This window comes from Paenibacillus sp. Z3-2 (assembly GCF_054161325.1).
On sequence record NZ_CP096397.1, the window covers coordinates 2,343,071 to 2,366,205 of the forward strand.

Below are 23,135 nucleotides of genomic sequence, written 5' to 3' on the forward strand. Positions count from 1 at the left end.
AGGCCGTACATTCATTGAAAATTAAAGATATAGCTGTCCTTGCGGGTATCATTGGCATTGTGTTAATGATGATTCTCCCGATCCCGCCCTGGCTGTTGGACTTGTTGCTGGTCGTCAATATATCAATTGCACTGATGATACTCCTTGTTGCCATGAACAGCAAAGAAGCATTGCAGTTTTCCATTTTTCCTGCTTTGCTGCTGATCACCACACTGTTCCGACTGGCATTGAACATTTCAACAACCAAGCTAATCCTTGGTGAAGGCGATGCCGGAGCCGTCGTTGCTACCTTTGGTAGCTGGATTGCTGGAGGGCAAATTGCGATTGGATTTATCGTGTTTTTGATCCTCGTTGTTGTTCAGTTTATCGTTATTACCAAGGGTTCGGAGCGTGTAGCTGAAGTTGCTGCCCGATTCACCCTCGATGCGATGCCAGGTAAACAAATGAGTATTGATGCCGATCTGAATGCGGGTCTGATCAACGAGCAACAAGCTCGTGAGCGTCGTTCCAAAATAGAACGCGAGGCCGATTTCTATGGAGCAATGGACGGAGCAAGTAAATTTGTCAAAGGCGATGCAATTGCGAGTATCATCATTCTCTTAATCAATCTCATTGGTGGATTTATTATCGGTATGACTGTGCATGGGATGGCTTTTACAGATGCAATGTCAACTTACTCTGTATTAACCATTGGAGATGGATTGGTAAGCCAAATCCCTGCTCTCCTTATTTCCACAGCAGCAGGACTTATCGTCACCAGAGCGTCATCAGAAGGAAACTTGGCAGATGATATTACGGGGCAACTGTTTACATACCCGATCCTCATTTACATTGTAGCTTTCGTTATTGCCATGCTGGGTTTCTTTACACCAATTCATGTTACTACTACGCTTCCGTTGGCAGGTGTCTTGGCATTTGCCGCTTGGCGAATGCAGAATAATCTGAACTTGAAACAGGAAGCGGAAGAACAGTTGGAAGAAGAACAGCAGATTGAAGAGGTCAGAAGTCCTGAAAGTGTAATTAACCTGCTTCAGGTTGACCCTATTGAGTTTGAATTTGGTTATGGTTTGATCCCGCTTGCTGATAACCAGCAGGGTGGGGACTTATTGGATCGGATCATTATGATTCGTAGACAGTGTGCTCTTGAACTGGGCTTGGTCGTTCCGGTGATTCGGATTCGGGATAACATCCAGCTCAGACCCAATGAGTATGTTATTAAAATCAAGGGCAATGTGGTAGGCGGCGGAGAACTGTTGTTGAATCATTACCTTGCCATGAGTCCTGGTTATGAAGAGGAGTCTGTGACGGGGATTGAAACAACAGAGCCAGCGTTTGGTCTTCCGGCACTGTGGATTGATGAAGTAACTAAGGACAGAGCGGAACTTGCAGGGTACACAGTCGTAGATCCGCCTTCCGTTGTGGCTACACATCTGACAGAGCTGATTAAGAAGCATGCGCATGAGTTACTTGGAAGACAAGAGACCAAAGCGCTTGTGGATAATCTCAGAGAAAACTATTCTGCGCTGGTGGATGAACTTATTCCTTCTCTTCTCTCCATTGGTGATGTGCAGAAAGTGCTCGCGAAATTATTGCGTGAGAAAGTATCCATCCGTGACATGGTAACCATCTTTGAGACACTGGCTGACTATGGAACGTATACAAAGGACCCTGACGTGCTTACTGAATATGTCAGACAATCCCTCTCACGTCAGATTACTCAGCAGTTCTCACAAAAAGGTGAGACACTTCGCGTGATCACGGTTGGACCTGGTCTTGAGAAGAAAATTGCTGAAAGTGTGCAACAAACGGATCAAGGCAGCTATCTTGCGCTAGACCCTGTATCAACACAGAGTGTGTATCAGAAGCTAAGTGAACAAGTGAACCGTTTGATTCAATCGGGTCAGCAACCTGTTGTATTAACTTCTCCAACCATTCGGATGTATCTGCGTCAGGTTATTGAACGTACAATGCAGGATATTCCTGTACTTTCCTACAGCGAGTTGGAGCCGAATGTTGAAATTCAAAGTATCGGGGTGGTGAACTTATGAGAGTAAAACAATACGTTGTTGAGACCATGCCCGAAGCTATGCTTCAAATTCGCAAAGACCTGGGAAGTGATGCCGTCATTCTGTCCACCAAAGAGATTAAGGTGGGCGGTGTGATGGGAATGTTCCGCAAAAAACGGATCGAAGTTGTAGCTGCAGTGGATAAAGAAGAAAACAAGCAAACGACGAAGCCAGTGCAAAATCAATTTACACCTGTACCTCGTGCATTTGTACCTGAGGCCTATCGGCAAACAGCTCGTTCGTTTGTTGCGGCTTCTGATGAGTCGGCTACAACGAATACAGCTGATCAGAATGCTCAGGAAAAATCTGCGGCTGCGTCGTCTATGTTTGAATCGAGCAATATCGGTTCAAACATAGACGGCGGCTCAGGTTCTTCGAGCACTGATCATAAACCGCGACCGCAAGGGGCGGATTTTTCGGGTTCAACAACTGCCACGAAGCAAACGGGCTCAGATCTGCAACAGGATAAGTTAATGACTGAATTGCAGGATCTTAAACAGATGGTGACCAAGCTTTCGAAGCAAGGTATTTCTACGGACCCTGTGCCTGAAGCATTGCACGCAATCAGAGAACGTTTGACAGAACAAGATGTTTGGCCTGAAGTGTGGGAATCCTGGTTCGATTCGATCCAAGCAAAATTGTCTGAGGATGGATTGAATGAACAGGAAGCAGAACAAGCGGTAAAGCTTGAGGTCATGCACTTTTTGGAACAACGTATCGAAGAAGGCATTCTTCCTACCACTCGAATCGTCTACGTAGCTGGACCAACCGGTGTAGGAAAAACCACGACAATTGCGAAATTGGCTGCTGAACAGATGTTCAAAAAACAGCGTAAAGTTGGATTTATTACATCAGATACGTATCGGATCTCGGCAGTAGAACAGCTTAGAACGTATGCATCCATTCTGAATGTACCACTTGAAGTGGTACAATCGCCCGGTGATACACAGCGTGCAATTTCTCGATTAGAGAATTGTGACTTAATCTTTATGGATACTGCAGGTAGAAATTACAGAAATGAACTACTTGTCTCGGAACTGCAAAGTTTGCTTGCTCCTGTGGAGAATAGTGAAACTTTTCTGGTCATGAGTATGACTTCCAAAAGTGCTGATATGGTTCAGATCACAGAACATTTCAGTAAATATGGCCTGGACAAGGTGATTTTCACCAAAATGGATGAGACCGGAAGCTGTGGTCCGCTATTTAACCTGTTGCATCGTTTTCCGCTCAAGCTTGCATATGTGGCAAATGGACAAAATGTTCCAGACGATTTGTTAAAACCGGAAGCAGGTTCATTGTCTAAACAGTTGCTGGGAGAATGGATACAATGAAGGATCAGGCAGCCTCACTTCGAAGTATGGTCTCCGCGCCACTGGAAATGGAAGGCATTGACCGAGATATTCGGTCCTCCAAAATCATCACTGTGGCGAGTGGTAAGGGAGGTGTTGGGAAATCCAATTTTACACTGAACTTTGCATTGGCATTACAGGCTTTGGGGCAAAAAGTGCTTGTGTTTGATGCCGATATTGGAATGGCTAACATCGATGTTCTTATGGGTACGTCCTCATCCTATAATCTGTACCACCTGTTATACCGACAAAAGTCCATAAGGGAGATCATACAACTGGGTGCTAGCGGCTTGCCTTACATTGCTGGAGGGTCGGGCATGAAAGAGTTGTTCTCGTTGTCTGATCGTGATCTGGAGTTCTTCGCCAGTCAAGTGGAAGATATCGCTCAGGAAATGGATTATGTGATCTTTGACACCGGGGCAGGGCTTTCCAGAGAGAACATGAGATTTATCGGTGCTGCCGATGAATGCCTGATTATAACCACACCTGAACCGACTTCAATAACCGATGCTTATGCTTTAGTCAAAGTTATGCACGGCCAGGAAAATGCTACACCCTTTAGGATGATCGTTAACCGGGTTGAAGACGAACGGGAAGCGGAACGGGTGGCAGATAAAATAGCAGGAGTGGCAAGGCGGTTTTTGCAGACGGATATTCCGCTACTTGGGTATATATCAGAAGACGCTCAGGTAGTTAAGGCAGTTAAAAGACAAATGCCCTATAGCCTGGCTTATCCAAATAGCAGAGCCTCCAAAGATATAGAGAAACTTGCTCTCCGTTATTTGGCTGTACCTGCAACTTCGGAATCCGGAACCTTGACAGGAATCAGGGGATTTATGAAAAAGTGGCTTAAGCGGACAACATGATTTCTGAATAAAGGAAATAGGGGTGATATAACATGGCGGTGTATCAAGTATTGGTTGTTGATGATTCCGCTTTTATGCGTAAAATTGTTACGGATTTAATTCAATCGGATCCGGAATTCAAGGTCACAGCAACGGCTTCAAACGGTAGAGAAGCGATTCAAAAATCGCTAGAATTGAAACCCGATATTATCACAATGGACGTTGAGATGCCCGAAATGAATGGGTTGGACGCACTAAAATCAATTATGAAGGAATCCTTCGTTCCTGTGATTATGCTCTCTGGTATCAACGAACAAGGCATGAAAGAAACCATTATGGCGCTTGAAGCCGGGGCATTTGACTTCATTCGTAAACCATCCATCGTACATGATCAGGATATTGCCCAAGTCGGTAAAGCTTTGGTTGAACGCATGCGTGCTGCGATGAATGAGATCAAACGAAAAGCTGATCGTGATTTATCCATGAAAAATAGAGACATGTTGCGAGGAACAGTTGCTCCCCCAACTCAGCCAGTGCAGAAAGAAATGCCAGTCAGGGATCGAACGGAGCCTGTGAAAAAAACGATCGATCCTATCCAGACAGCTCAACGTGCTGTACGAGAGCAGACTGAAGAATTTCAGGCCAAATCAAAGAAGCCAATTGCGCCATTATCACCTTCGAAACCAGGCCGAGTAGAGAATAAAATGGAGCCTTTGCCGAAGGCAGAGCGTAATTCGGGGACGAATGTAGAAAAAGCAGTGAGGTCAGCTAATCCACTACAGACTCCAAAGGAAATTCGACTACCTAATGCAGCTCGAATGGCAGCCGATCAAATAGCAGCAACTTCTGCCTCTGCAAAAACCAAGGATTTAGCCAAGTCTAATGCTGTTCCAAAAGGTGCTGGGAGCCCGGAAGGATCATTCAACAAGCTTGTAGCGATAGGTTGTTCTACGGGTGGACCTAGGGCTCTCAAGACATTACTTGAGCAGCTGCCCGCTGATTTGCCAGCACCAGTCATAATTGTGCAGCATATGCCGCCCAATTTTACCCGTTCGTTGGCTCAACGATTGAATACGTTCAGTCCACTGCATGTGGTTGAAGCTGAAGAGGGCATGGTCCTGAAGAAAGGGACTGCCTATATAGCACCCGGCGGATTCCATGTGAAAGTTAACAAAACAGCAGACGGGAAGTTTATCCTGAAGCTGACTGAGGATCAACCAGTGAATGGGCATAGACCTTCGGTGGATACGATGTTTGAGTCGCTACTGCCGTTTACATCTTTACAAAGGCATCTTGTTTTGCTGACAGGAATGGGAAGTGATGGAGCTCGTATGATGAAGAAATTATACGAAGCTGGAGTTACATCAACCTTTGCCGAGAATGAAGAAACATGTGTTGTATATGGTATGCCGCGTTCTGCTGTAGAGCTGCAATGCGTTCGTCATCTTCTGCCACTGCAGGAGATTGCATCTAAACTTGTTCAAGCAGTGAAATAACGGAGTGTAACTCACGGAGGAGGTGCCTCACAATGGACATGAACCAATATCTATCCATGTTTATTGATGAGTCTAATGATCATCTGCAATCCCTTAACGAAAACATGCTTCAACTTGAAGGCAATCCGGAAGATCTGGGAATAGTTCAGGTTATATTCCGTTCAGCTCATACCCTGAAGGGTATGGCGGCAACAATGGGCTTCGAAGATTTGGCATCACTGACACACAAAATGGAAAATGTGCTGGACCTTGTGCGGAATGAGAAGTTGAAGATGCAAGATTACATTTTTGATACTCTGTTCAAGAGTCTGGATGCCTTGGAAACTATGGTTCAGGATATTACCGCGGGTGGACAAGGTAAAGCGGATGTGTCCTCTATCGTAGCCTCACTTCAGGCAATTGAAAATGGTGAGATTACAAACGGAGATGCTCCTGCAACTGATAAAAACAAGCAAGCTAATGCTTCAATATCTTCGGCTGTGGAGCTGGATGAATTCCAATATTCAGTGCTTGATCAGTCGATTGCCGAAGGTCACCGTGTATTCTATATCGATGTGCTTGTTAGTGAGCATAGTCAGTTAAAAGGTGTTCGGGCGTATATGGTCTTTGATATGCTCGAGCGTTCAGGTGAAGTCGTTAAGGCTTACCCATCCGTTCAGGATATTGAGCAGGAGAAGTTTGAGCGCAGTTTCTCGTTGTATTATATAACAACTAAAGAGGCGCACGAACTGGAAGAAGGCATCATGAGTATCTCCGAAATTGAAAGTGCGAAGCTTATTCAGCTGGATCAGGAGACTCTTCAGCAGATGGCCAATCAGGTCGCGGCTACAGTTGAAGCACCACCCGCTCCAACCGCTGTAGCTGAGGTTACTTCGCCGGATAAAAATGTTTCATCCAAAGAAGAAGCCAAGTCGGCACCAGCCAAAGCAGCTGCGCCGAAGCAAGCTGCTGCACCTTCACGTACCATTCGTGTAGATATTGAGCGCCTCGATGTACTGATGAACCTGTTCAGTGAATTGTTGATTGACCGTTCACGTCTGGAGCAACTGGCCAGCGAGACAGGCAATAATGATTTGTCTGATACGGTAGCGCATTTAAGCAGAGTTAGCACAGATTTGCAAAACATTGTATTGAAATTGCGGATGGTCCCGGTAGATACCGTATTTAATCGATTCCCGCGCATGATCCGTGATCTGGCTAAGACACTTGATAAAAAAATTGATCTTGTGATTACAGGTGCTGAAACGGAACTCGATCGTACGGTAATCGATGAGATTGGTGATCCACTCGTGCATTTGCTGCGTAACGCGGTTGACCATGGTGTGGAATCCATTGCAGAACGTGTTGCTGCAGGTAAACCAGAGATGGGTACAGTAAACCTGCGCGCTTTCCATAGTGGAAATCACGTATTTATCGAGATTGAAGATGATGGTAAAGGCATCTATCGCGACAAGCTTTTGCAAACCGCAATCAAACGTGGGGTTGTAACCGAAGAACAAGGTGCCAAGATGAGCGATGATGAAGTGAATCAGCTGTTGTTCGCACCTGGTTTTAGTACTGCCGATATTATCTCGGATATCTCTGGTCGGGGCGTAGGTCTGGATGTAGTAAAATCTAAAATCACATCGCTTGGCGGTAATGTAACGATTCATTCGACTCCAGGGAAGGGCACGAATTTCTCTGTTCAGCTTCCGTTGACTCTTTCCATTATTGCTGCAATGCTTGTAAGACTCGGTTCAGAGAAATACGCTGTTCCATTGTCCTCCATTGTAGAGACAGCAATTGTACAGCGTGGACAGGTTCGTAATATCCATGGCAATAAAATGATCACGTTCCGTGAATCACTTATTCCATACTTGTCCTTGAGCGAAGTTTTCTCCGTACCCGATTTCAATGATGCTGATGAGCAGGAAACCGAAATTGTTGTGATTCGCAAAGGTGACCGTCTTGCAGCCGTAGCTGTTGAAGAATTTATTGGACAGAGTGAGATTGTTCTCAAATCAATGGGAACCTATCTCCCTGCTATTGAAGGAATCTCTGGAGCAACCATTCTCGGAGATGGACAAGTAGCCCTGATTCTTGATCCTAATGCATTTATTAAATAAGCATATAGCTAAGTCTTACATTTAATAGGGAGGTTTTTTACGTGGAAGAAGAGTTGAAAGTCATCGTCTTTAAATTGGGTTCCGAAGAGTATGGTATTGAGGTAGACAAGGTTCAGACGATCGAGCGCATGATGCCAATTACCCGTGTTCCCAAAACACTTTCCTTTGTAAAAGGAGTAATTAATCTACGTGGTGTTGTAATTCCGGTCATTGATCTACGCGGTCGTTTCTCCCTTCCGGAATCGGAGTACACGGATCAGACTCGTATTGTTATCGTTGGTGTAGATGACATGCAAGTTGGCTTTATCGTAGATTCTGCCAATGATGTTATTGATATCAAAAGCAGTGCCATCGATAGCCCACCAGAAGTGGTTGGCGGCGTCAAAGCTAGATACCTGCGTGGTGTAGCCAAATTGGAGGATTCACGCTTGCTGATCATGCTCAACTTGAACGAAGTATTAAATAAAAGCGAGATTGTACAGCTGGAAAGTGTTGAGGGCTAGTACCGTGGAGATGTTCAACCGATTTGAGGTATTCCAGATGGATGTGCTCAAAGAGGTCGGTAACATTGGAGCAGGCAACGCCGCAACGGCGTTGTCTCAACTCCTCAACAGACCGATTGACATGGGTGTACCTACAGTACAAATGCTCCCTTTTGAAGAAGTCGCTGAAAAAGTGGGCGGAGATGAACGCATCGTTGTTACCGTATTTCTTCGTGTAGAAGGGGAAGCACCGGGAAATCTTTTCTTTATGATGACACCCGAGGCTGCTAAAATGTTGTTGAATAGACTTGCTGGGTTTGATCTGAAAGAAGGACTCGCTTTCTCGGATATGGAGCAATCAGCGCTTTCCGAAATTGGAAATATCTTGGCTGGATCATATCTTTCTTCTCTGGCAGATTTCACGAAGTTGTCCATGTACCCAACCGTTCCTGGACTTGCCATTGACATGGCAGGTGCCATTCTGAGCTACGGCTTGCTGCAATTTGGCGAGATGGGTGATGATGCATTGTTGATTGACACCTCTTTCTTTGAAGGTGAAGATCAGGTTGAAGGTCAGTTTTTCCTGATTCCGGATCCACCATCATTCGCAAAGATATTTGAATCGCTAGGGGTGCCACTGAGCCATGATTGAGGACAAAAGCGTCGTTAAAGTCGGTATGGCGGATTTAAACATCGCTCATCTTCCTGGTGTAATCCGTACAACTGGCTTGGGCTCTTGTGTGGGATTAACAATGTATGACCCACATTTGAAACTGGCTGGAATGGCGCATGTCATGCTTCCTACTTCAGAGATTGCCCGTGAAGGGAAATTGAACACAGCCAAATATGCGGATACGGCGTTGCCTGAGCTTTTGGAAAGAATGATAAAACTAGGCGCTTCTCACTCACGTATCGTTTCTAAAATGGCCGGAGGCTCTCAGATGTTTGCCTTTGCTGGTGCCGGGGATACGATGCGGATTGGCCCAAGAAACGCAGATTCTTGTCGAGAGTGGCTACAGAAACTCAAGATCCCACTTCTGGCAGAAGATACGGGTGGCAATTATGGACGAACGATTGAAATGGATTGTGAAACTGGACTTTTGACTATTCGCAGTGTCCAAATGGGTGTAAAGGAACTATAAGACTATGATAGGAAACTACCGCATTAATCTTGGAGCAGGCATCGTTGGATTTATTCTTACTTTTTTTGTAGCATTCAGCAGCAATGTGTTGATGACCAGTTTAATTCGCGGATTGATTGGATTCGTAGCCTGGTTTGTCCTTGCATATGGCTTACGCTGGGGATTGGGATTGCTATTGAACCCTCAGGCCGAGGGAAATGGGTATGGTTATGATTCACCAAGTGCTCAAGATCAAAGAGGTTCACAGGTGGACATCAAACTCGAAGATGATGGACAAGAGCTGAATGACTTGCTCAAGAGTGGACAGAACGCCTCCTCTGGGGATAACATTCCGCCATCTGAGACGAAAGCTCCAACGGGATTCGCCCCTTTGGATCCGCCTAAACTTGTCCGGACCAAGGATCCGGAGGAATTGGCGCAGGCCGTTCGTCACCTGACAGACAAATAAGGAGGGTGAAAGCAATTGAACGAGCGTAAAGCTTCACATTTGAACCATTCTGATCTGTGGGAAAAGTGGAAAGAACATGGAGATCTTGAAGCCAAGAAAAATTTGATTGAAAAGTATCTTCACATTGTAAATTATGTGTCGGGTCGCCTGGCTGTCGGTTTGCCTAAAAATGTTCCCAAAGATGACTTGGAGAGCAATGGAGTTATGGGGTTGATTGATGCATTGGAGAAGTTCGACTATGAACGTGGTTTGCAATTTGAAACCTATGCATCATGGAGGGTTCGCGGAGCCATACTTGACGGTCTGCGTCAAGGTGATTGGGTTCCGCGTTCTGTTAGGGAGAAAGCCAAGCGGATTGAGGACGCCTACCAGCAGCTGGAACAAAGCTATCTCAGATCCGTTAGTGATGAGGAAATGAGTCAGTATCTGGATGTGTCGACCAAAGATTTTCAACATATGCTTCAGGAAGTGGCAGTTATGTCACTATGCTCGCTGGAAGACCCGATTCGTGAAGAAGAGTCTGAGACACGTCTGTCTTTGATGGTAGATGAAAAAGCCAAAAATCCGGATTATAAAGTGAATGAGTTTTATTTGAAGGAAGCATTGGTGCAAGGGCTTGACAAGTTGACGGTAAAAGAGCGAACAGTCGTTTCACTCTTGTATTACGAAGATCTATCTCTTAGTGAAATTGCGGAGGTCATGTCTCTTTCTCCGTCTCGTATATCCCAGTTACATTCCAAGGCAATATTACGACTACGCGGCACGTTGGACAAACAGAAAGATTTGTTGATGCGTAAGGATTAAAAGAGAAAAGTAATATATATTGGAGTTTGGGGAGTGGAAAGCCTAAAAGGAGGAAGAATTGCGGTGACACAGCGGACTGCTTTGGAACAATGTTTAAACATTGTTTTATCGGACGACAAATGCACAGCCTACCTTGAATTTTCCAAAGAGGAAGAAGGCTTTGCCTGCACGATTGATGAACTTGAACAATTTGTGGCGAACAAGGGCATCAAACAAGGTGTATTGCGAGAGGCATTGTTACTTTTGGTGAGTAACCCTGAAATCTATTTGAAAGATAAATACAAGATTGCAGAAGGTGTCGCTCCCATTCAGGGAACAGATGGATTCATCAAGATCCTGGTAGGGATGGACGATACGAATGAACGACGACCTCTTGAATCGGAAGATGGAACTGTCGATTACAAAGAAGTGACCCGGTTAAACAATGTTCGTAGTGGACAGATCATTGCAGAGCGAATTGCTCCTGTCGATGGCATACCAGGCAGGGCAGTAACAGGTGAGGAAATTCCTTATCGTCCTGGTAAAGAAGCCCGGTTTAAAGTTGGGAAAAACGTAGTGATTAACCCGGATGGATCTGCCATGTATGCAGCGCTGGATGGGCTGGTTACCAAAACAGATGGTAATAAACTAAATGTATTTCCGGTCTATGAAGTTAATGGAGACGTTGACTACAACAAAGGCAACATTGATTTTGTAGGAACTGTTGTTATACGCGGCAATGTGCTTACCGGATTTAAAGTAAAAGCAGCAGGTGACATTCGTGTCGTCGGAGGTGTCGAAGGAGCGGAACTGGAAGCAGGTGGCTCAATCGAAATTACCGGTGGCATTATTGGTTACAACAAAGGACTGGTACAAGCAGGCCATAATGTTAAATGTACGTTTATTCAAGAAGGCAACGTGGATGCCGGTGAAGATGTTCTGGTTTCCCAAAGCATTATGCATTCCAATATTCGTGCTGGCCATCGTGTCATCTGTGCAGGAACCAAAGGTCTTATCGTTGGAGGCTCAATCCAGGCTGGTCAGAACGTCTCAGCGCGTGTTGTAGGCAACAGTACGTCCACTGTCACTGCCATTGAAGTTGGTGTGCTACCGAGGCTTCGTAACGAACTTAATGATTTGCGCAAGGAAGTCAGAGAGCAGATGGATTCCTTGGACAAAACGAAGAAAGCTTTGACATTGCTGGATCAGCTAGCTGCCGCAGGACAATTAACTCCGGATAAGATGTCGATGCGAATCAAGCTGAGTGCTACACAGAAATCTGCTCTTCGTGTAAGTGAAGAAACGAAAATGCGCATCTTTGAAATTGAAAAGGCACTTGAAGATACAAGCAAGGCTCGTGTTGATATTCTGAAGATGGTTTATGGAGGCTCTAAAATAGTTATCGGCAGATACACGAAATTTATTAAAGATCCAGTCAGTCGAATTTCATTTTATTATCACGATGGCGATATTACGATGGTTCCATACGTTTAAGTACAGCATTCAGGCACATGAAGAAATCCATTCGAAACCGTGAGGTGAGCGTATGAGTTTCAAAGCAGTGGAGTTGCAGATTGCGGTACCACGAACGAGCGAGGCGGGGCGCTATCAAAGTGAAGCCCAGCAAAGACCGATTACGGATCAGAATCTATTGGCAGAGCAAACGTCGAAAGAAGCAAATGAAGCAAGGCAACGTAGTGAAGCAATGGATGAAACTTCACAAACTTCGGTGCGTGATGGTCATACGAATGATGGACATCAGCAGAGTGGCTCAGATGGACAGGAAACGGCTCAAGTTCAGGAAAACATCAAACCTGCCGAGCACCCTTATAAAGGAAAACACATTGATCTGTCTCTGTAATACATGATTTGATGGAATGCAGTTTTGCGCACCGATGGTTGAATCAGAAGGAGAGAACCGAATTTGTCACCATGGATCATTATTGTCATATTAGGGGCCTGCGCCATTGCCTACGCATATATCATGCCCCGGAAAAATAAGGCGCAGGAGCCGGGGCATCAACTGGTGCAAGAGATGGAATCTACGCTTGAACATTACATGACCGAGATTGAAAATGATAATGACGCTCTCATTCAGCGTGTAGCTGAAATGAAAGGAGAAGCGACAGCAGCCGATCAACGTATGCAATTGCAACTACAGGAATTACAGCAGCGGTTGGATCAGTTGGAACAGAGCAAAATGAACGAACCCGTTGCATCACCAGTTCAACATCCAGGTAATATGCCTGTACCAACTTCCGAAGGTTTGCAAGCACAAGCGCTCGTGAAAAGTGTGCAAGCAGAAGCGGCCCAGCAGGCCCAAGAAGCAGACCTTCAGAGTAGCAAGACAGAATCCAATCCTCAACGTGAATCGATTAAAGATCGATATGCAGAACTTTTTAATTTACATGCTGAGGGTAAGTCAATGGATGCCATCTCCAAGCAAACAGGCATTCAACGCGGGGAAGTACAATTAATACTGCAACTTGCCGAACGGGAGGAGAGCTGAGTCATGGACAAGCGATCCTTATGGATTGGATTGGGGAGCGGCATGATCGTTGGTGCAGTTTTGCTTCAACTGGCAACAGTGGGACAGAATGCATTATCGGATAGTAACCTTGACCCCGAGAAGACCGCCAATATGACCAAAGAACAACTTGAAACGGCCGCGAGAAGTTTGGACATGAAGTTGATAGATTCTGAGGAGGAACTTTACACAGAAGCAGAGTGGGTGGAGAAGAAAAAACAGGAGAGCAGCGAACTGCAGGGAGATACAGCAACACCGCCTGCGACAGCATCCACTACAGAAACACCTGCCGAACCTGAAAAGCCACAAGAGCCTGCTACAAGTGAAGGTGAAGAGCAGAAAGAAATAACGGAGCCGAAGACCATTGAACCTTCAACGCCGAGTAATCCAAAAGGCGCGACAGTTTCATTCAAAGTACGTTCAGGCAATAGTCTGGCGATTGTTGCAGCAAACCTGAAAACAGCTGGAATCGTTGATGATGCTCAAGCGTTTATCAAGGCTGGCAAGGCTGAGCGAATCAACACTAAAATTCAAGTAGGTACCTATGCACTTGAAAAAGGTGAAAGCTTCAAATCCATTATCGCAAAAATTACGAAAGAACCGTCAAGCTGAGCGTGCTCGGACAGGACGGTTTTTGTGTATTTAGTCGTGTTTTTTGAAAGCTTTATTAATAAATAGTGATAAGTACAAGAACTCGGTTGAATGGCTTCGTTAGTAACAAAAGTATAAAGGAGATTTTAGTTTCAAAGACTGTTGCATCAGGCGGTCAATTATGCTATATTAGATAACGGTGTTAAAACACACGCATGTGCTAATTTTGTTGAGGGTGCTTTCCTTATGGAGAGTCTTGGCGAAAAATGATGCCGGCGGAGGACACAATAAAAACCATATTAGGAGGTGTGTGAAGATGGCAGTAATCTCCATGAAGCAGCTTCTCGAAGCTGGGGTACACTTCGGTCACCAAACTCGTCGTTGGAACCCAAAAATGGATCGTTATATCTTCACTGAAAGAAACGGAATTTACATCATCGACTTGCAAAAGACGGTGAAAAAAGTCGAAGAGGCTTACAACTTCGTTAAAGGAATCGCAGGAGAGAATGGTAAAATTCTTTTCGTGGGTACTAAGAAACAAGCTCAAGATTCCGTTAAAGAAGAAGCTGAACGTGCTGGTCAATTCTACATTAACCAACGCTGGCTCGGCGGTACCCTGACTAACTTCCAAACCATTCAAAAACGTATTGATCGTTTGAAACAATTGGAAGCTTGGGAAGAAGACGGTACATTCGCTGTATTGCCTAAAAAAGAAGTAATCTTGCTTCGCAAAGAAAAAGATCGTCTTGAGAAATTCTTGGGCGGTATTAAAAATATGAAAGGCCTGCCAAGCGCCCTGTTCATCATCGATCCACGCAAAGAGCGTATCGCTGTTGCGGAAGCTCGCAAATTGGGTATCCCAATTGTAGGTATCGTTGATACTAACTGCGATCCGGACGAGATCGATTATGTTATCCCGGGTAATGACGACGCGATCCGCGCTGTTAAATTGCTGACAGGTAAAATGGCTGATGCTGTAATCGAAGCTAACCAAGGCGAAGAAACTTCTGCTTAATAGATTCGAACATATGCAATAAACTAAATGAAAAGGGTGGTTGGCAGGTGGATAACCTCTCACTGCCCTTTTTTTAGAGTGTACGTACAATACTTAATTTTGGAGGGAATTTATAATGGCAGTTAATGCGAGTGCAGTAAAAGAACTTCGCGAAAGAACGGGCGCTGGTATGCTCGATTGCAAAAAAGCACTGGAAGAAGCAAACGGCGATGTAACGAAAGCAGCTGAATTGTTGCGTGAGAAAGGTCTTTCTGCAGCAGCAAGCAAAGCAGGCCGTGCAGCAACTGAAGGCGTTGTAGAATCTTACATCCACGCTGGTGGACGTATTGGCGTTCTGGTTGAAGTTAACTGTGAAACAGACTTCGTTGGTAAAACGGATCAATTTAAGGATTTCGTTAAAGATGTAGCTATGCAAATCGCTGCAGCTAATCCTAAATTCGTTACACGCGAAGAAGTTCCTACAGAAGAGCTGGAAAAGGAAAAAGAAATTTTGAAAGCTCAAGCTCTTAACGAAGGCAAACCAGAGAAAATCATTGAAAAAATGGTTGAAGGCCGTATCGGTAAATACTACGAAGAATATTGCCTGATGGAACAAACTTTCGTTAAAGATCCAGACAAAACGATTTCCCAATTGCTGAATGAAAAAATCAGCCAAATCGGTGAAAACATCTCCATCCGTCGTTTCGTTCGTTACGAACTGGGTGAAGGTCTTGAGAAAAAAGTAGACAACTTCGTAGAAGAAGTAATGTCCCAAGTAAACAAATAAGACGTTTTTTCTAAACCGGCAAGCAAGATTGATTTTTCGAAGATATAAGAATGATAAAACTTCGAAGCGTAAACTCCCTTATATCTCAGGAAAACATTGCCTTACCGGTTGAACGTTTTTCCTAAAAGAGCGGAACACAACTGTGTTCCTTTCTTTTTAAGCAGGAGGCCATGCGCGAGAAGTTTTGTTGGTTGAACACCGAGCGTGTTCAATTCAAAGTGGAGGGTGAATAATTGGAACAGCCAGTATTTAAACGTGTTGTCTTAAAGGTCAGCGGAGAGTCACTTTCCGGTCAAAACGGCTACGGTATTGATGCAGACACGATCTCGTCGATTGCCCAACAGGTAAAAGAGGTTGTTGCACTTGGTGTACAGGTTGCTATTGTATGTGGCGGCGGAAACATCTGGCGTGGAATAGCTGGTAGCGAGAACGGCATCGATCGTGCAACTGCTGATTATATGGGTATGCTGGCGACGGTAATGAACTCGCTGGCACTGCAGGATGCTTTGGAACAGATTGAAGTACCTACACGTGTACAGACATCTATTGCAATGCAGCAAATTGCAGAGCCTTATATTCGTCGTAGAGCTATTCGTCATCTGGAGAAAGGCCGGGTCGTTATTTTTGCAGCAGGTACAGGTAACCCGTTCTTTTCCACTGATACAACAGCAGCACTACGCGCAGCGGAGATTGAAGCAGAAGTTATCTTGATGGCCAAGAATAAAGTCGATGGTGTATACTCAGCAGATCCGTTTAAGGACAGTACAGCTGTGAAATTTGATCAGTTGACTTACATGGATATTCTTAACAAAGACCTTGGTGTAATGGATTCGACGGCATCCTCGCTTTGTAAGGACAACAACATCCCGTTGATCGTATTTGCCATTACGGAACAAGGTAACATCAAACGTGTTGTTCTGGGCGAACGTATCGGAACAATCGTTAAAGGGAGTGTAGATTAATGCCACAAGCGGTTAAACAACATGCCGAAGAGCGTATGGAAAAAGCAATTCAAGCATTGCGTCGTGACCTGGCTACTTTACGTGCAGGCCGTGCAACTCCAGCTCTTCTGGACCGAATTCAGGTAGAGTATTATGGAGCAATGACGCCATTGAATCAACTCGCTAATATCAGTACTCCGGATTCCCGTACACTGATGATTCAGCCGTGGGACAAATCTTCCATGGGTGATATCGAGCGTGCCATCATGAAATCGGATCTGGGTCTTACTCCAGCGAATGATGGTAGCATGATCCGTCTGTCTATTCCGGCATTAACGGAAGAGCGCAGAGCGGAACTTGTGAAGCTGACGAAGAAGTTCGGTGAAGAAGGTAAAGTAGCGATTCGTAACATTCGCCGTGACGCGAATGATGACATCAAGAAAATGGAGAAGTCAGACATTTCCGAGGATGAATCCCGGAGACATCAGGACGATATCCAAAAATCGACCGACAAGTTTATTGCTGAAGTCGATAAGGTACTTGCTGCCAAAGAAAAAGAAATTATGGAAGTGTAAGACAAGCGCAGCCCCTCCAATACGGTGGGGTTTTGTCTCTTTTTCCAAGCTTCAGATAAAGAAACTTCAGGGATTTTGGAGGAACAGGAATGATCAAACGGGTTCGGTCGTGGTGGAATGGGGCTGACAAGCAGGAAACGCTGACTATATCCGAGGACAATATCCCGCAGCACGTCGCCATTATCATGGACGGCAATGGACGATGGGCCAAACGTTTGGGACTCCCGCGTATAGCCGGGCACCAAAATGGCATGAAGGCGGTCAAACGTGCGACCATCGCGGCGGATGAACTGGGCATCAAATATCTGACGATGTACGCTTTTTCGACAGAAAACTGGACGCGTCCAAAAGAAGAAGTGGATTTTCTGATGCGACTTCCGCAAGAATTTCTGGCCATTGAGCTGGATGAACTTATAGAAAAAAATGTGCGCATTCGCATGATGGGCCAAGAGGAACATTTACCTTCTCATACCATCAATGCCTTGCGGGAAGCCATTCGTCTTACGGAACATAATACTGGTCTCGTTTTGAACTTTGCAATGAACTATGGAAGTCGTCGCGAGATGACGGATTGTGTTAAACAGATCGCTCTGCAGGTGAAATCGGGGGAACTATCGGCAGAGGATATAACACCTGAACTCATTGATAGACATATGCTGACGGTTGACATGCCTGATCCGGATCTGCTGATCCGGACGAGCGGGGAGTTGAGATTGAGTAACTTCATGCTCTGGCAACTTGCATATAGTGAATTATGGTTTACGGATATATACTGGCCCGAATTTGGCAAAAAGCATTTGCTTGAAGCAATAGCCGAATATCAGCGCAGAACAAGGCGTTACGGCGGTTTGAAATAGATGGAGGATGAAGCCGTTGAAACAGCGATTAACGACAGGAATCATAGCAGGTGTGTTGTTTTTAGGTTTTTGCATGCTGGGCGGACCCTGGTACCATGGTTTGGTATTGCTTATGGCTCTCATCGGTTATTATGAATTTGTAAAAATGACCGGGGTGATGCCTTTTTCAGGTGTGGCCCTGATTGGATATGCCGGTGTTTTTGCCATTGTGTTTCCTTGGGAAATGCTTTGGGAAGCAAGACCGCTATCCTTATTTCAGGTCATCTGGATTGTAATGCTTGTATTAATGACAGCTTCGGTTGTCACTAAGAATAAGGTTCCCGTGAATACAGTAGCCATGCTATTTCTTGGCGTGCTGTATATAGGGATCGGTTTCTATTACATTGCAGAATCCAGACACCTGCATCATGGATTGTTCTGGACGTTCCTCTTGCTTGGCTCCATATGGGCAAGTGATGCAGGGGCTTATTTTGTAGGGAAATGGATTGGTAAAAACAAACTCTGGCCTTCCATCAGTCCAAACAAGACTGTAGAGGGTGCATTGGGTGGCATTGTAATAGCAATTATCACTTCTGTTGTTTTTGCGTTAGTGTCAGATGGTTTGCTTTCTTGGCAGAGAGCAATCGTGATCGGAATTGCCTGCGCAGTTGTAGGTCAGATGGGGGACTTGATCCAGTCTGCTTACAAACGTGTATATAATATCAAGGATTCAGGCAGTCTTCTCCCGGGGCATGGAGGCATTCTTGATCGGTGCGACAGCTGGATTGTTGTTTTTCCATTCGTACATATACTAATGCTATTGCCCTACTAAAGAAGAACATGAGTCTGAGATAACAGCATTGTTCACTGTAGCATTGGATAATTAAAGATGAGGTGCAGCATGAAAAAAATTGCGATTCTCGGGTCGACTGGTTCCGTTGGAACTCAGACACTTGATGTAGTAGACATGCATCCAGAACTTTTTCAAGTGGAGGGATTGGCTGCGGGAGGCAATACAGACCTGCTGATCGAGCAAACCAAACGTTACCGACCGAAGAAAGTATCGGTGGGCTCTAAAGAACTGGCGGAGAAGGTAGCTCCATATCTGCCTGCAGGTACGCAACTGTTTTACGGCACAGAAGGACTGGTAGAAGTTGCCGCAGGAACAGAAGCGGATACGGTTGTAACGGCGGTGGTAGGGAGTGTTGGACTTGAGTCAACGCTTGCAGCTATTGACGCTGGTAAACATATCGGACTTGCCAACAAGGAGACACTGGTTACGGCCGGGCATATTGTTACTACAAGAGCTGCTGCGAAAGGCGTTTCTTTACTGCCCATCGATAGTGAACACTCTGCTATATACCAATGCTTAAATGGTGAAAACAGAGAACGTTTGACAGGGATCACGCTCACCGCTTCAGGCGGTTCATTTCGTGATCTTACCCGTGAACAGTTGAAAAACGTGACGATAGAGGATGCGCTTAAACATCCCAATTGGTCAATGGGCTCCAAAATAACGATAGACTCCGCAACGATGGTGAACAAAGGACTTGAGGTTATTGAAGCACATTGGTTATTTGGTCTTCGTTATGATCAGATTGATGTATTGCTTCACCCGGAGAGTGTAATTCATTCCTATGTGGAATTTAATGACACCAGCATCATTGCTCAACTGGGAAATCCGGATATGCGAGTTCCCATTCAATATGCATTGACTTACCCTGACCGTTTGCCTTCACCAGCACAGCGTCTGTCTCTTGCTCAGGCTGGGAAATTACATTTCCGCGAGATGGATATGGAACGCTTCCCATGTTTAAGAATGGCGTATGAGTGTGGTAAAATGGGAGGAACCGCAACAACGGCATTTAATGCAGCCAACGAGGTTGCTGTAGCCCGTTTCTTGCGTAAAGAGATTTCGTTCCTTAAAATAGAAGATATTATTGCTTCTGTGCTGGAAGCGCACCACAATGTGGACGAGCCTGATCTGCAGGAGATCGCCCGATGTGATCTGGAGAGCCGTAAGCTCGCATCCAGTCTGTAATCTCTTTTTTCATAACAAAATGGAAGAAGTGATTCTCTTGTGCGACATCAGAGAATAATGATAATCTAGAGGGACAGACTGCGGTATGTGCCGTGAAGGAGGATGGATAGGGATTGGAAACCATACAAGTGGTATTTCTAACGGTGCTCATGTTCTTTGTCATCGTGACGGTTCATGAATGGGGGCATTATTACTTTGCCAAACGCGCCGGTATTCTTGTACGGGAATTTGCGATCGGTTTTGGTCCCAAATTGTTCTCATATAAAAGAAACGAGACCCAGTTTACATTGCGTTTGTTGCCTTTTGGCGGATATGCACGGATGGCAGGGGAAGACCCGGAACTGGTAGAGATCCAGGAAGGTCAGACCATTGCGGTAAGATCTGCAGACGACCAGGTGAAAATGATTTATCTGGATCAGTTGGATAACCGTAAAAATGTAATACGTGGTGAAGTCATCTCCATTGATATGGAGAGGGCTCTGAAGCTTCAACTGGATGTAGATGGTGAGATCCAGGAGTATCGCATACACCCCCAAGCCATGTTGGTGAGTCGTGGCAAACAAACACAGATTGCACCGAAAGATCGCCAATTCGGCAGCAAAACCGTTGGGCAGCGTGCATTGGCTATTTTTGCGGGACCCCTGATGAACTTTATCTTGGCCTTTGTGCTGTTTGCTGTATATGCGCAGATGGCAGGAGTTCCGGTGGAAAACCCGAAAAATCTTGAAATTGGTGAAGTGCTTGAAGGTGGGGCAGCCGATCAGGCGAACCTGCAAAAGGGCGATATTATTGAAACCATCAACGGTACTGCTATTGGTACGGATTCACAAAAAATGGTGACAATGATCGCTGATTCCAAAGACAAGCCGATGGAGTGGACGCTGCGACGAGGCAGTGAAACGTTTAATATTACGATTACTCCACGTACCGTAGAAGGACAAGAGGGCGGGAAAGTGGGAATTGTTCCTACGTTACCTACCCGATCTGTTGGATTTGTAGAAACATTTACAGTATCCGGCGTAGCAATGGTTGATACAACCAAAGTGATATTTGAAGGTTTCAAACATTTAATCAATCAATTTAACATGGACGATATTGGTGGTCCGGTTCGTACATTTGAAGTGACAGGACAGATTGCAAAACAAGGAATTGAGCAGTTAACGAGATGGGCAGCTATTTTGAGTCTGTATCTTGGAATTTTCAACCTGTTGCCAATACCTGCACTTGACGGTAGCCGTCTTGTATTTTTGGGGATTGAAGCGCTGAGAGGCAGACCTGTTGATCCAAACCGCGAAGGCATGGTACATTTCATCGGATTTGCGATGTTGTTTGTCTTGATGCTGGCAGTAACATACAATGATATATTACGTTTAATTAACGGATAATTACGGTTGGACTACGCTCTGAGCATTCAGAGCTAGTCGTTATGGGAGGACGCTGGAGTCTTATGTCAAAGGAAAATGATAAACAATTCGTGACTGAAATTACACCACAGGGTGAGGATTTCTCGCGCTGGTATATTGATGTTATCAAAAAAGCGGATCTCATGGATTATGCACCCGTACGTGGTTGTATTGTGTTCAAACCAGACGGATTTGAAATCTGGGAGCATATCAAAGATGAGTTAGATCGTCGTTTCCGGGAAACGGGTCATCGCAATGCGTATTTCCCGATGTTCATCCCTGAGAGTTTCTTCCAAAAGGAAAAAGAGCATGTGGAAGGCTTTAACCCTGAACTACCATGGGTTACGGAAGCTGGCGGAGAGAAGCTGGAAGAACGTCTGGCGATCCGTCCTACATCTGAAACGATTATTGGTCACATGTATTCCAAGTGGATTCAGTCTTATCGGGATCTACCGGTACTGATCAATCAGTGGGCTAACGTGGTCCGTTGGGAAAAAAGAACGTTGCCTTTCCTTCGCACAAGTGAGTTCCTGTGGCAAGAAGGTCACACGGCACATGAGACTGAAGAAGAAGCGCGCGAAGAAACGATGAAAATGCTTGAAATTTATCGTGAAGTAGTTGAAGAGTATTTGGCTATCCCTGTAATTGTGGGTCAGAAAACCAAATCCGAGAAGTTTGCGGGTGCAGTGGATACGTACTCGATCGAAGCCATGATGAAAGATGGACGTGCTGTACAAGCAGGTACATCACACTACATGGGAACGAACTTTGCAAAAGCGTTTGAAATCCAGTATCTTAGCCGAAACAATGTGCTGGAACTGGCTTACACCACTTCATGGGGGGTAAGTACACGTTTGATCGGTGCCTTAATTATGGTTCACGGAGATGACCGTGGTCTCGTACTTCCTCCTAAAGTAGCACCGACGCAAGTGGTCATGATTCCAATTGGACCTCCGAAAACGCGTGATGCTGTTGTGGGACGTGCAGATGAGTTGTTCACTGAGTTGAAAAAAGCTGGAGTCCGTGTGAAAATGGATGATCGCAGTGATGTTCGCCCAGGTTGGAAATTCAATGAATACGAGATGCGCGGCGTTCCGATCCGTCTGGAGATTGGTCCACGTGATATGGAAAATGGCGTTTGTGTACTCGTATCACGCATCACAGGTGAGAAGAAAGTGGTAGAACAAGCGAACCTGGTAGAAGAAATTCAGTCTATGTTGACACAGATCCAGGTAGATATGTTGGAACGTGCTCGGACATTTATGTCGGATAACTTCTACTCTGTGGATACACTTGATGAGATGAAAGAACTAATGGAAAATAAACGCGGGTTTACACTGGCTGGATGGTGCGGTTCAGAAGCTTGCGAAGATAAAGTAAGAGAAGTCACAGGTGCAACAAGCCGGAACATCCCGTTCCAGCCTGCGGAAGAAAAGCATACGTGCCTGGCTTGTGGTGAACAGGCAAAACACACGGTAGTTTTTGCAAGAGCGTATTAAGTCAGGATAACCTGACTATATACATTGAACTAAACATTTACATGAGAACGTAGAGAACAGAAATAACCTGAAGAAGCGGAGCTAAAAGCTTTCTGAAAGAAAGCTACATCGGAAGCATACGCTGCGCCTTTATCCCCGGATTTTCCCCTTTGTAAAAGGGAATCAAAAAATCTGGGGATAACAGCGATCGGAAGGTTGTTCTGTTATCGGAGTGGTAAATGTAAA

At 45.2% G+C, this 23,135-nt stretch carries 23 protein-coding genes; all 23 read left to right on the forward strand.

Going from position 1 to position 23,135, the window contains the following annotated elements; translation table 11 throughout:
- Positions 1-14: 14 nt before the first annotated feature.
- Positions 15-2,048, forward strand: coding sequence for a flagellar biosynthesis protein FlhA (flhA, locus tag M1D71_RS10530; protein ID WP_458126386.1), 2,034 nt, complete (start codon positions 15-17; stop codon positions 2,046-2,048).
- Entirely contained in the window at positions 2,045-3,397 is a 1,353-nt protein-coding gene (gene flhF, locus M1D71_RS10535) for a flagellar biosynthesis protein FlhF (protein WP_458126387.1), read from the forward strand. Before flhA ends, flhF begins: the two co-directional genes overlap by 4 nt.
- Positions 3,394-4,281 (forward strand): MinD/ParA family protein, encoded by an 888-nt coding sequence (locus tag M1D71_RS10540; protein WP_458126388.1) that lies wholly within the window; start codon positions 3,394-3,396, stop codon positions 4,279-4,281. Before flhF ends, M1D71_RS10540 begins: the two co-directional genes overlap by 4 nt.
- Before the next feature lie 32 nt (positions 4,282-4,313).
- Entirely contained in the window at positions 4,314-5,756 is a 1,443-nt protein-coding gene (gene cheB, locus M1D71_RS10545; protein WP_458126389.1) for a chemotaxis-specific protein-glutamate methyltransferase CheB, read from the forward strand.
- A 32-nt stretch (positions 5,757-5,788) separates the two neighbouring features.
- Positions 5,789-7,861 (forward strand): chemotaxis protein CheW, encoded by a 2,073-nt coding sequence (locus M1D71_RS10550; RefSeq protein WP_458126390.1) that lies wholly within the window; start codon positions 5,789-5,791, stop codon positions 7,859-7,861.
- A gap of 41 nt (positions 7,862-7,902) precedes the next feature.
- Entirely contained in the window at positions 7,903-8,364 is a 462-nt protein-coding gene (locus M1D71_RS10555) for a chemotaxis protein CheW (RefSeq protein WP_145318865.1), read from the forward strand.
- 10 nt (positions 8,365-8,374) lie between these two features.
- Entirely contained in the window at positions 8,375-8,995 is a 621-nt protein-coding gene (locus M1D71_RS10560; protein ID WP_458127217.1) for a chemotaxis protein CheC, read from the forward strand.
- Positions 8,988-9,485, forward strand: a complete 498-nt coding sequence (locus M1D71_RS10565; protein WP_145318862.1) for a chemotaxis protein CheD — start codon at positions 8,988-8,990, stop codon at positions 9,483-9,485. Before M1D71_RS10560 ends, M1D71_RS10565 begins: the two co-directional genes overlap by 8 nt.
- A gap of 4 nt (positions 9,486-9,489) precedes the next feature.
- Positions 9,490-9,933 (forward strand): hypothetical protein, encoded by a 444-nt coding sequence (locus M1D71_RS10570; RefSeq protein WP_336764922.1) that lies wholly within the window; start codon positions 9,490-9,492, stop codon positions 9,931-9,933.
- Between the two features lie 15 nt (positions 9,934-9,948).
- Positions 9,949-10,737, forward strand: a complete 789-nt coding sequence (locus tag M1D71_RS10575) for a FliA/WhiG family RNA polymerase sigma factor (protein ID WP_145318858.1) — start codon at positions 9,949-9,951, stop codon at positions 10,735-10,737.
- A gap of 63 nt (positions 10,738-10,800) precedes the next feature.
- On the forward strand, positions 10,801-12,210 hold the full coding sequence (locus M1D71_RS10580) for a DUF342 domain-containing protein (protein WP_458126391.1): 1,410 nt from the start codon (positions 10,801-10,803) through the stop codon (positions 12,208-12,210).
- Positions 12,211-12,262: 52 nt separating this feature from the next.
- Positions 12,263-12,577, forward strand: coding sequence for a hypothetical protein (locus M1D71_RS10585; protein ID WP_458126392.1), 315 nt, complete (start codon positions 12,263-12,265; stop codon positions 12,575-12,577).
- Between the two features lie 63 nt (positions 12,578-12,640).
- Positions 12,641-13,225 carry a DUF6115 domain-containing protein gene (locus tag M1D71_RS10590; protein WP_458126393.1) on the forward strand — a complete coding sequence of 195 codons (585 nt, stop codon included), beginning with the start codon at positions 12,641-12,643 and terminating at the stop codon, positions 13,223-13,225.
- 3 nt (positions 13,226-13,228) lie between these two features.
- Positions 13,229-13,855 (forward strand): hypothetical protein, encoded by a 627-nt coding sequence (locus M1D71_RS10595; RefSeq protein ID WP_458126394.1) that lies wholly within the window; start codon positions 13,229-13,231, stop codon positions 13,853-13,855.
- A gap of 295 nt (positions 13,856-14,150) precedes the next feature.
- Positions 14,151-14,849 (forward strand): 30S ribosomal protein S2, encoded by a 699-nt coding sequence (gene rpsB, locus M1D71_RS10600; protein ID WP_017689155.1) that lies wholly within the window; start codon positions 14,151-14,153, stop codon positions 14,847-14,849.
- A gap of 115 nt (positions 14,850-14,964) precedes the next feature.
- Positions 14,965-15,615 (forward strand): translation elongation factor Ts, encoded by a 651-nt coding sequence (tsf, locus tag M1D71_RS10605; protein WP_062833819.1) that lies wholly within the window; start codon positions 14,965-14,967, stop codon positions 15,613-15,615.
- A 233-nt stretch (positions 15,616-15,848) separates the two neighbouring features.
- A complete protein-coding gene (gene pyrH, locus M1D71_RS10610) occupies positions 15,849-16,577 on the forward strand; it encodes a UMP kinase (protein ID WP_017689153.1) in 729 nt (242 codons plus the stop codon).
- The gene (gene frr, locus M1D71_RS10615) at positions 16,577-17,131 is read left to right on the forward strand and encodes a ribosome recycling factor (RefSeq protein WP_017689152.1); all 555 of its coding nucleotides are present in this window, start codon (positions 16,577-16,579) and stop codon (positions 17,129-17,131) included. The genes pyrH and frr overlap by 1 nt, the downstream gene beginning before the upstream one ends.
- 89 nt (positions 17,132-17,220) lie before the next feature.
- Positions 17,221-17,988: an isoprenyl transferase gene (locus tag M1D71_RS10620; protein WP_237175950.1), complete on the forward strand. Its 768-nt coding sequence runs from the start codon at positions 17,221-17,223 to the stop codon at positions 17,986-17,988.
- Positions 17,989-18,004: 16 nt separating this feature from the next.
- Positions 18,005-18,799, forward strand: a complete 795-nt coding sequence (locus M1D71_RS10625; RefSeq protein WP_458126395.1) for a phosphatidate cytidylyltransferase — start codon at positions 18,005-18,007, stop codon at positions 18,797-18,799.
- Between the two features lie 69 nt (positions 18,800-18,868).
- Positions 18,869-20,008: a 1-deoxy-D-xylulose-5-phosphate reductoisomerase gene (locus tag M1D71_RS10630; protein WP_458126396.1), complete on the forward strand. Its 1,140-nt coding sequence runs from the start codon at positions 18,869-18,871 to the stop codon at positions 20,006-20,008.
- Between the two features lie 113 nt (positions 20,009-20,121).
- Entirely contained in the window at positions 20,122-21,393 is a 1,272-nt protein-coding gene (rseP, locus tag M1D71_RS10635) for an RIP metalloprotease RseP (RefSeq protein ID WP_145318845.1), read from the forward strand.
- A 62-nt stretch (positions 21,394-21,455) separates the two neighbouring features.
- Positions 21,456-22,910 (forward strand): proline--tRNA ligase, encoded by a 1,455-nt coding sequence (gene proS / locus M1D71_RS10640; protein WP_458126397.1) that lies wholly within the window; start codon positions 21,456-21,458, stop codon positions 22,908-22,910.
- Positions 22,911-23,135 lie beyond the last annotated feature (225 nt).

Excerpts from the sequence above, each read along its gene's own strand:
- frr (WP_017689152.1), top strand. The coding sequence starts at position 16,577 with ATGCCACAAGCGGTTAAACAACATGCCGAAGAGCGTATGGAAAAAGCA.
- M1D71_RS10560 (WP_458127217.1), top strand. The coding sequence starts at position 8,375 with ATGTTCAACCGATTTGAGGTATTCCAGATGGATGTGCTCAAAGAGGTC.
- M1D71_RS10620 (WP_237175950.1), top strand. The coding sequence starts at position 17,221 with ATGATCAAACGGGTTCGGTCGTGGTGGAATGGGGCTGACAAGCAGGAA.
- M1D71_RS10550 (WP_458126390.1), top strand. The coding sequence starts at position 5,789 with ATGGACATGAACCAATATCTATCCATGTTTATTGATGAGTCTAATGAT.
- M1D71_RS10570 (WP_336764922.1), top strand. The coding sequence starts at position 9,490 with ATGATAGGAAACTACCGCATTAATCTTGGAGCAGGCATCGTTGGATTT.
- rpsB (WP_017689155.1), top strand. The coding sequence starts at position 14,151 with ATGGCAGTAATCTCCATGAAGCAGCTTCTCGAAGCTGGGGTACACTTC.
- M1D71_RS10630 (WP_458126396.1), top strand. The coding sequence starts at position 18,869 with ATGAAAAAAATTGCGATTCTCGGGTCGACTGGTTCCGTTGGAACTCAG.
- flhF (WP_458126387.1), top strand. The coding sequence starts at position 2,045 with ATGAGAGTAAAACAATACGTTGTTGAGACCATGCCCGAAGCTATGCTT.
- cheB (WP_458126389.1), top strand. The coding sequence starts at position 4,314 with ATGGCGGTGTATCAAGTATTGGTTGTTGATGATTCCGCTTTTATGCGT.
- tsf (WP_062833819.1), top strand. The coding sequence starts at position 14,965 with ATGGCAGTTAATGCGAGTGCAGTAAAAGAACTTCGCGAAAGAACGGGC.
- M1D71_RS10540 (WP_458126388.1), top strand. The coding sequence starts at position 3,394 with ATGAAGGATCAGGCAGCCTCACTTCGAAGTATGGTCTCCGCGCCACTG.
- M1D71_RS10565 (WP_145318862.1), top strand. The coding sequence starts at position 8,988 with ATGATTGAGGACAAAAGCGTCGTTAAAGTCGGTATGGCGGATTTAAAC.
- M1D71_RS10595 (WP_458126394.1), top strand. The coding sequence starts at position 13,229 with ATGGACAAGCGATCCTTATGGATTGGATTGGGGAGCGGCATGATCGTT.
- proS (WP_458126397.1), top strand. The coding sequence starts at position 21,456 with ATGTCAAAGGAAAATGATAAACAATTCGTGACTGAAATTACACCACAG.
- M1D71_RS10585 (WP_458126392.1), top strand. The coding sequence starts at position 12,263 with ATGAGTTTCAAAGCAGTGGAGTTGCAGATTGCGGTACCACGAACGAGC.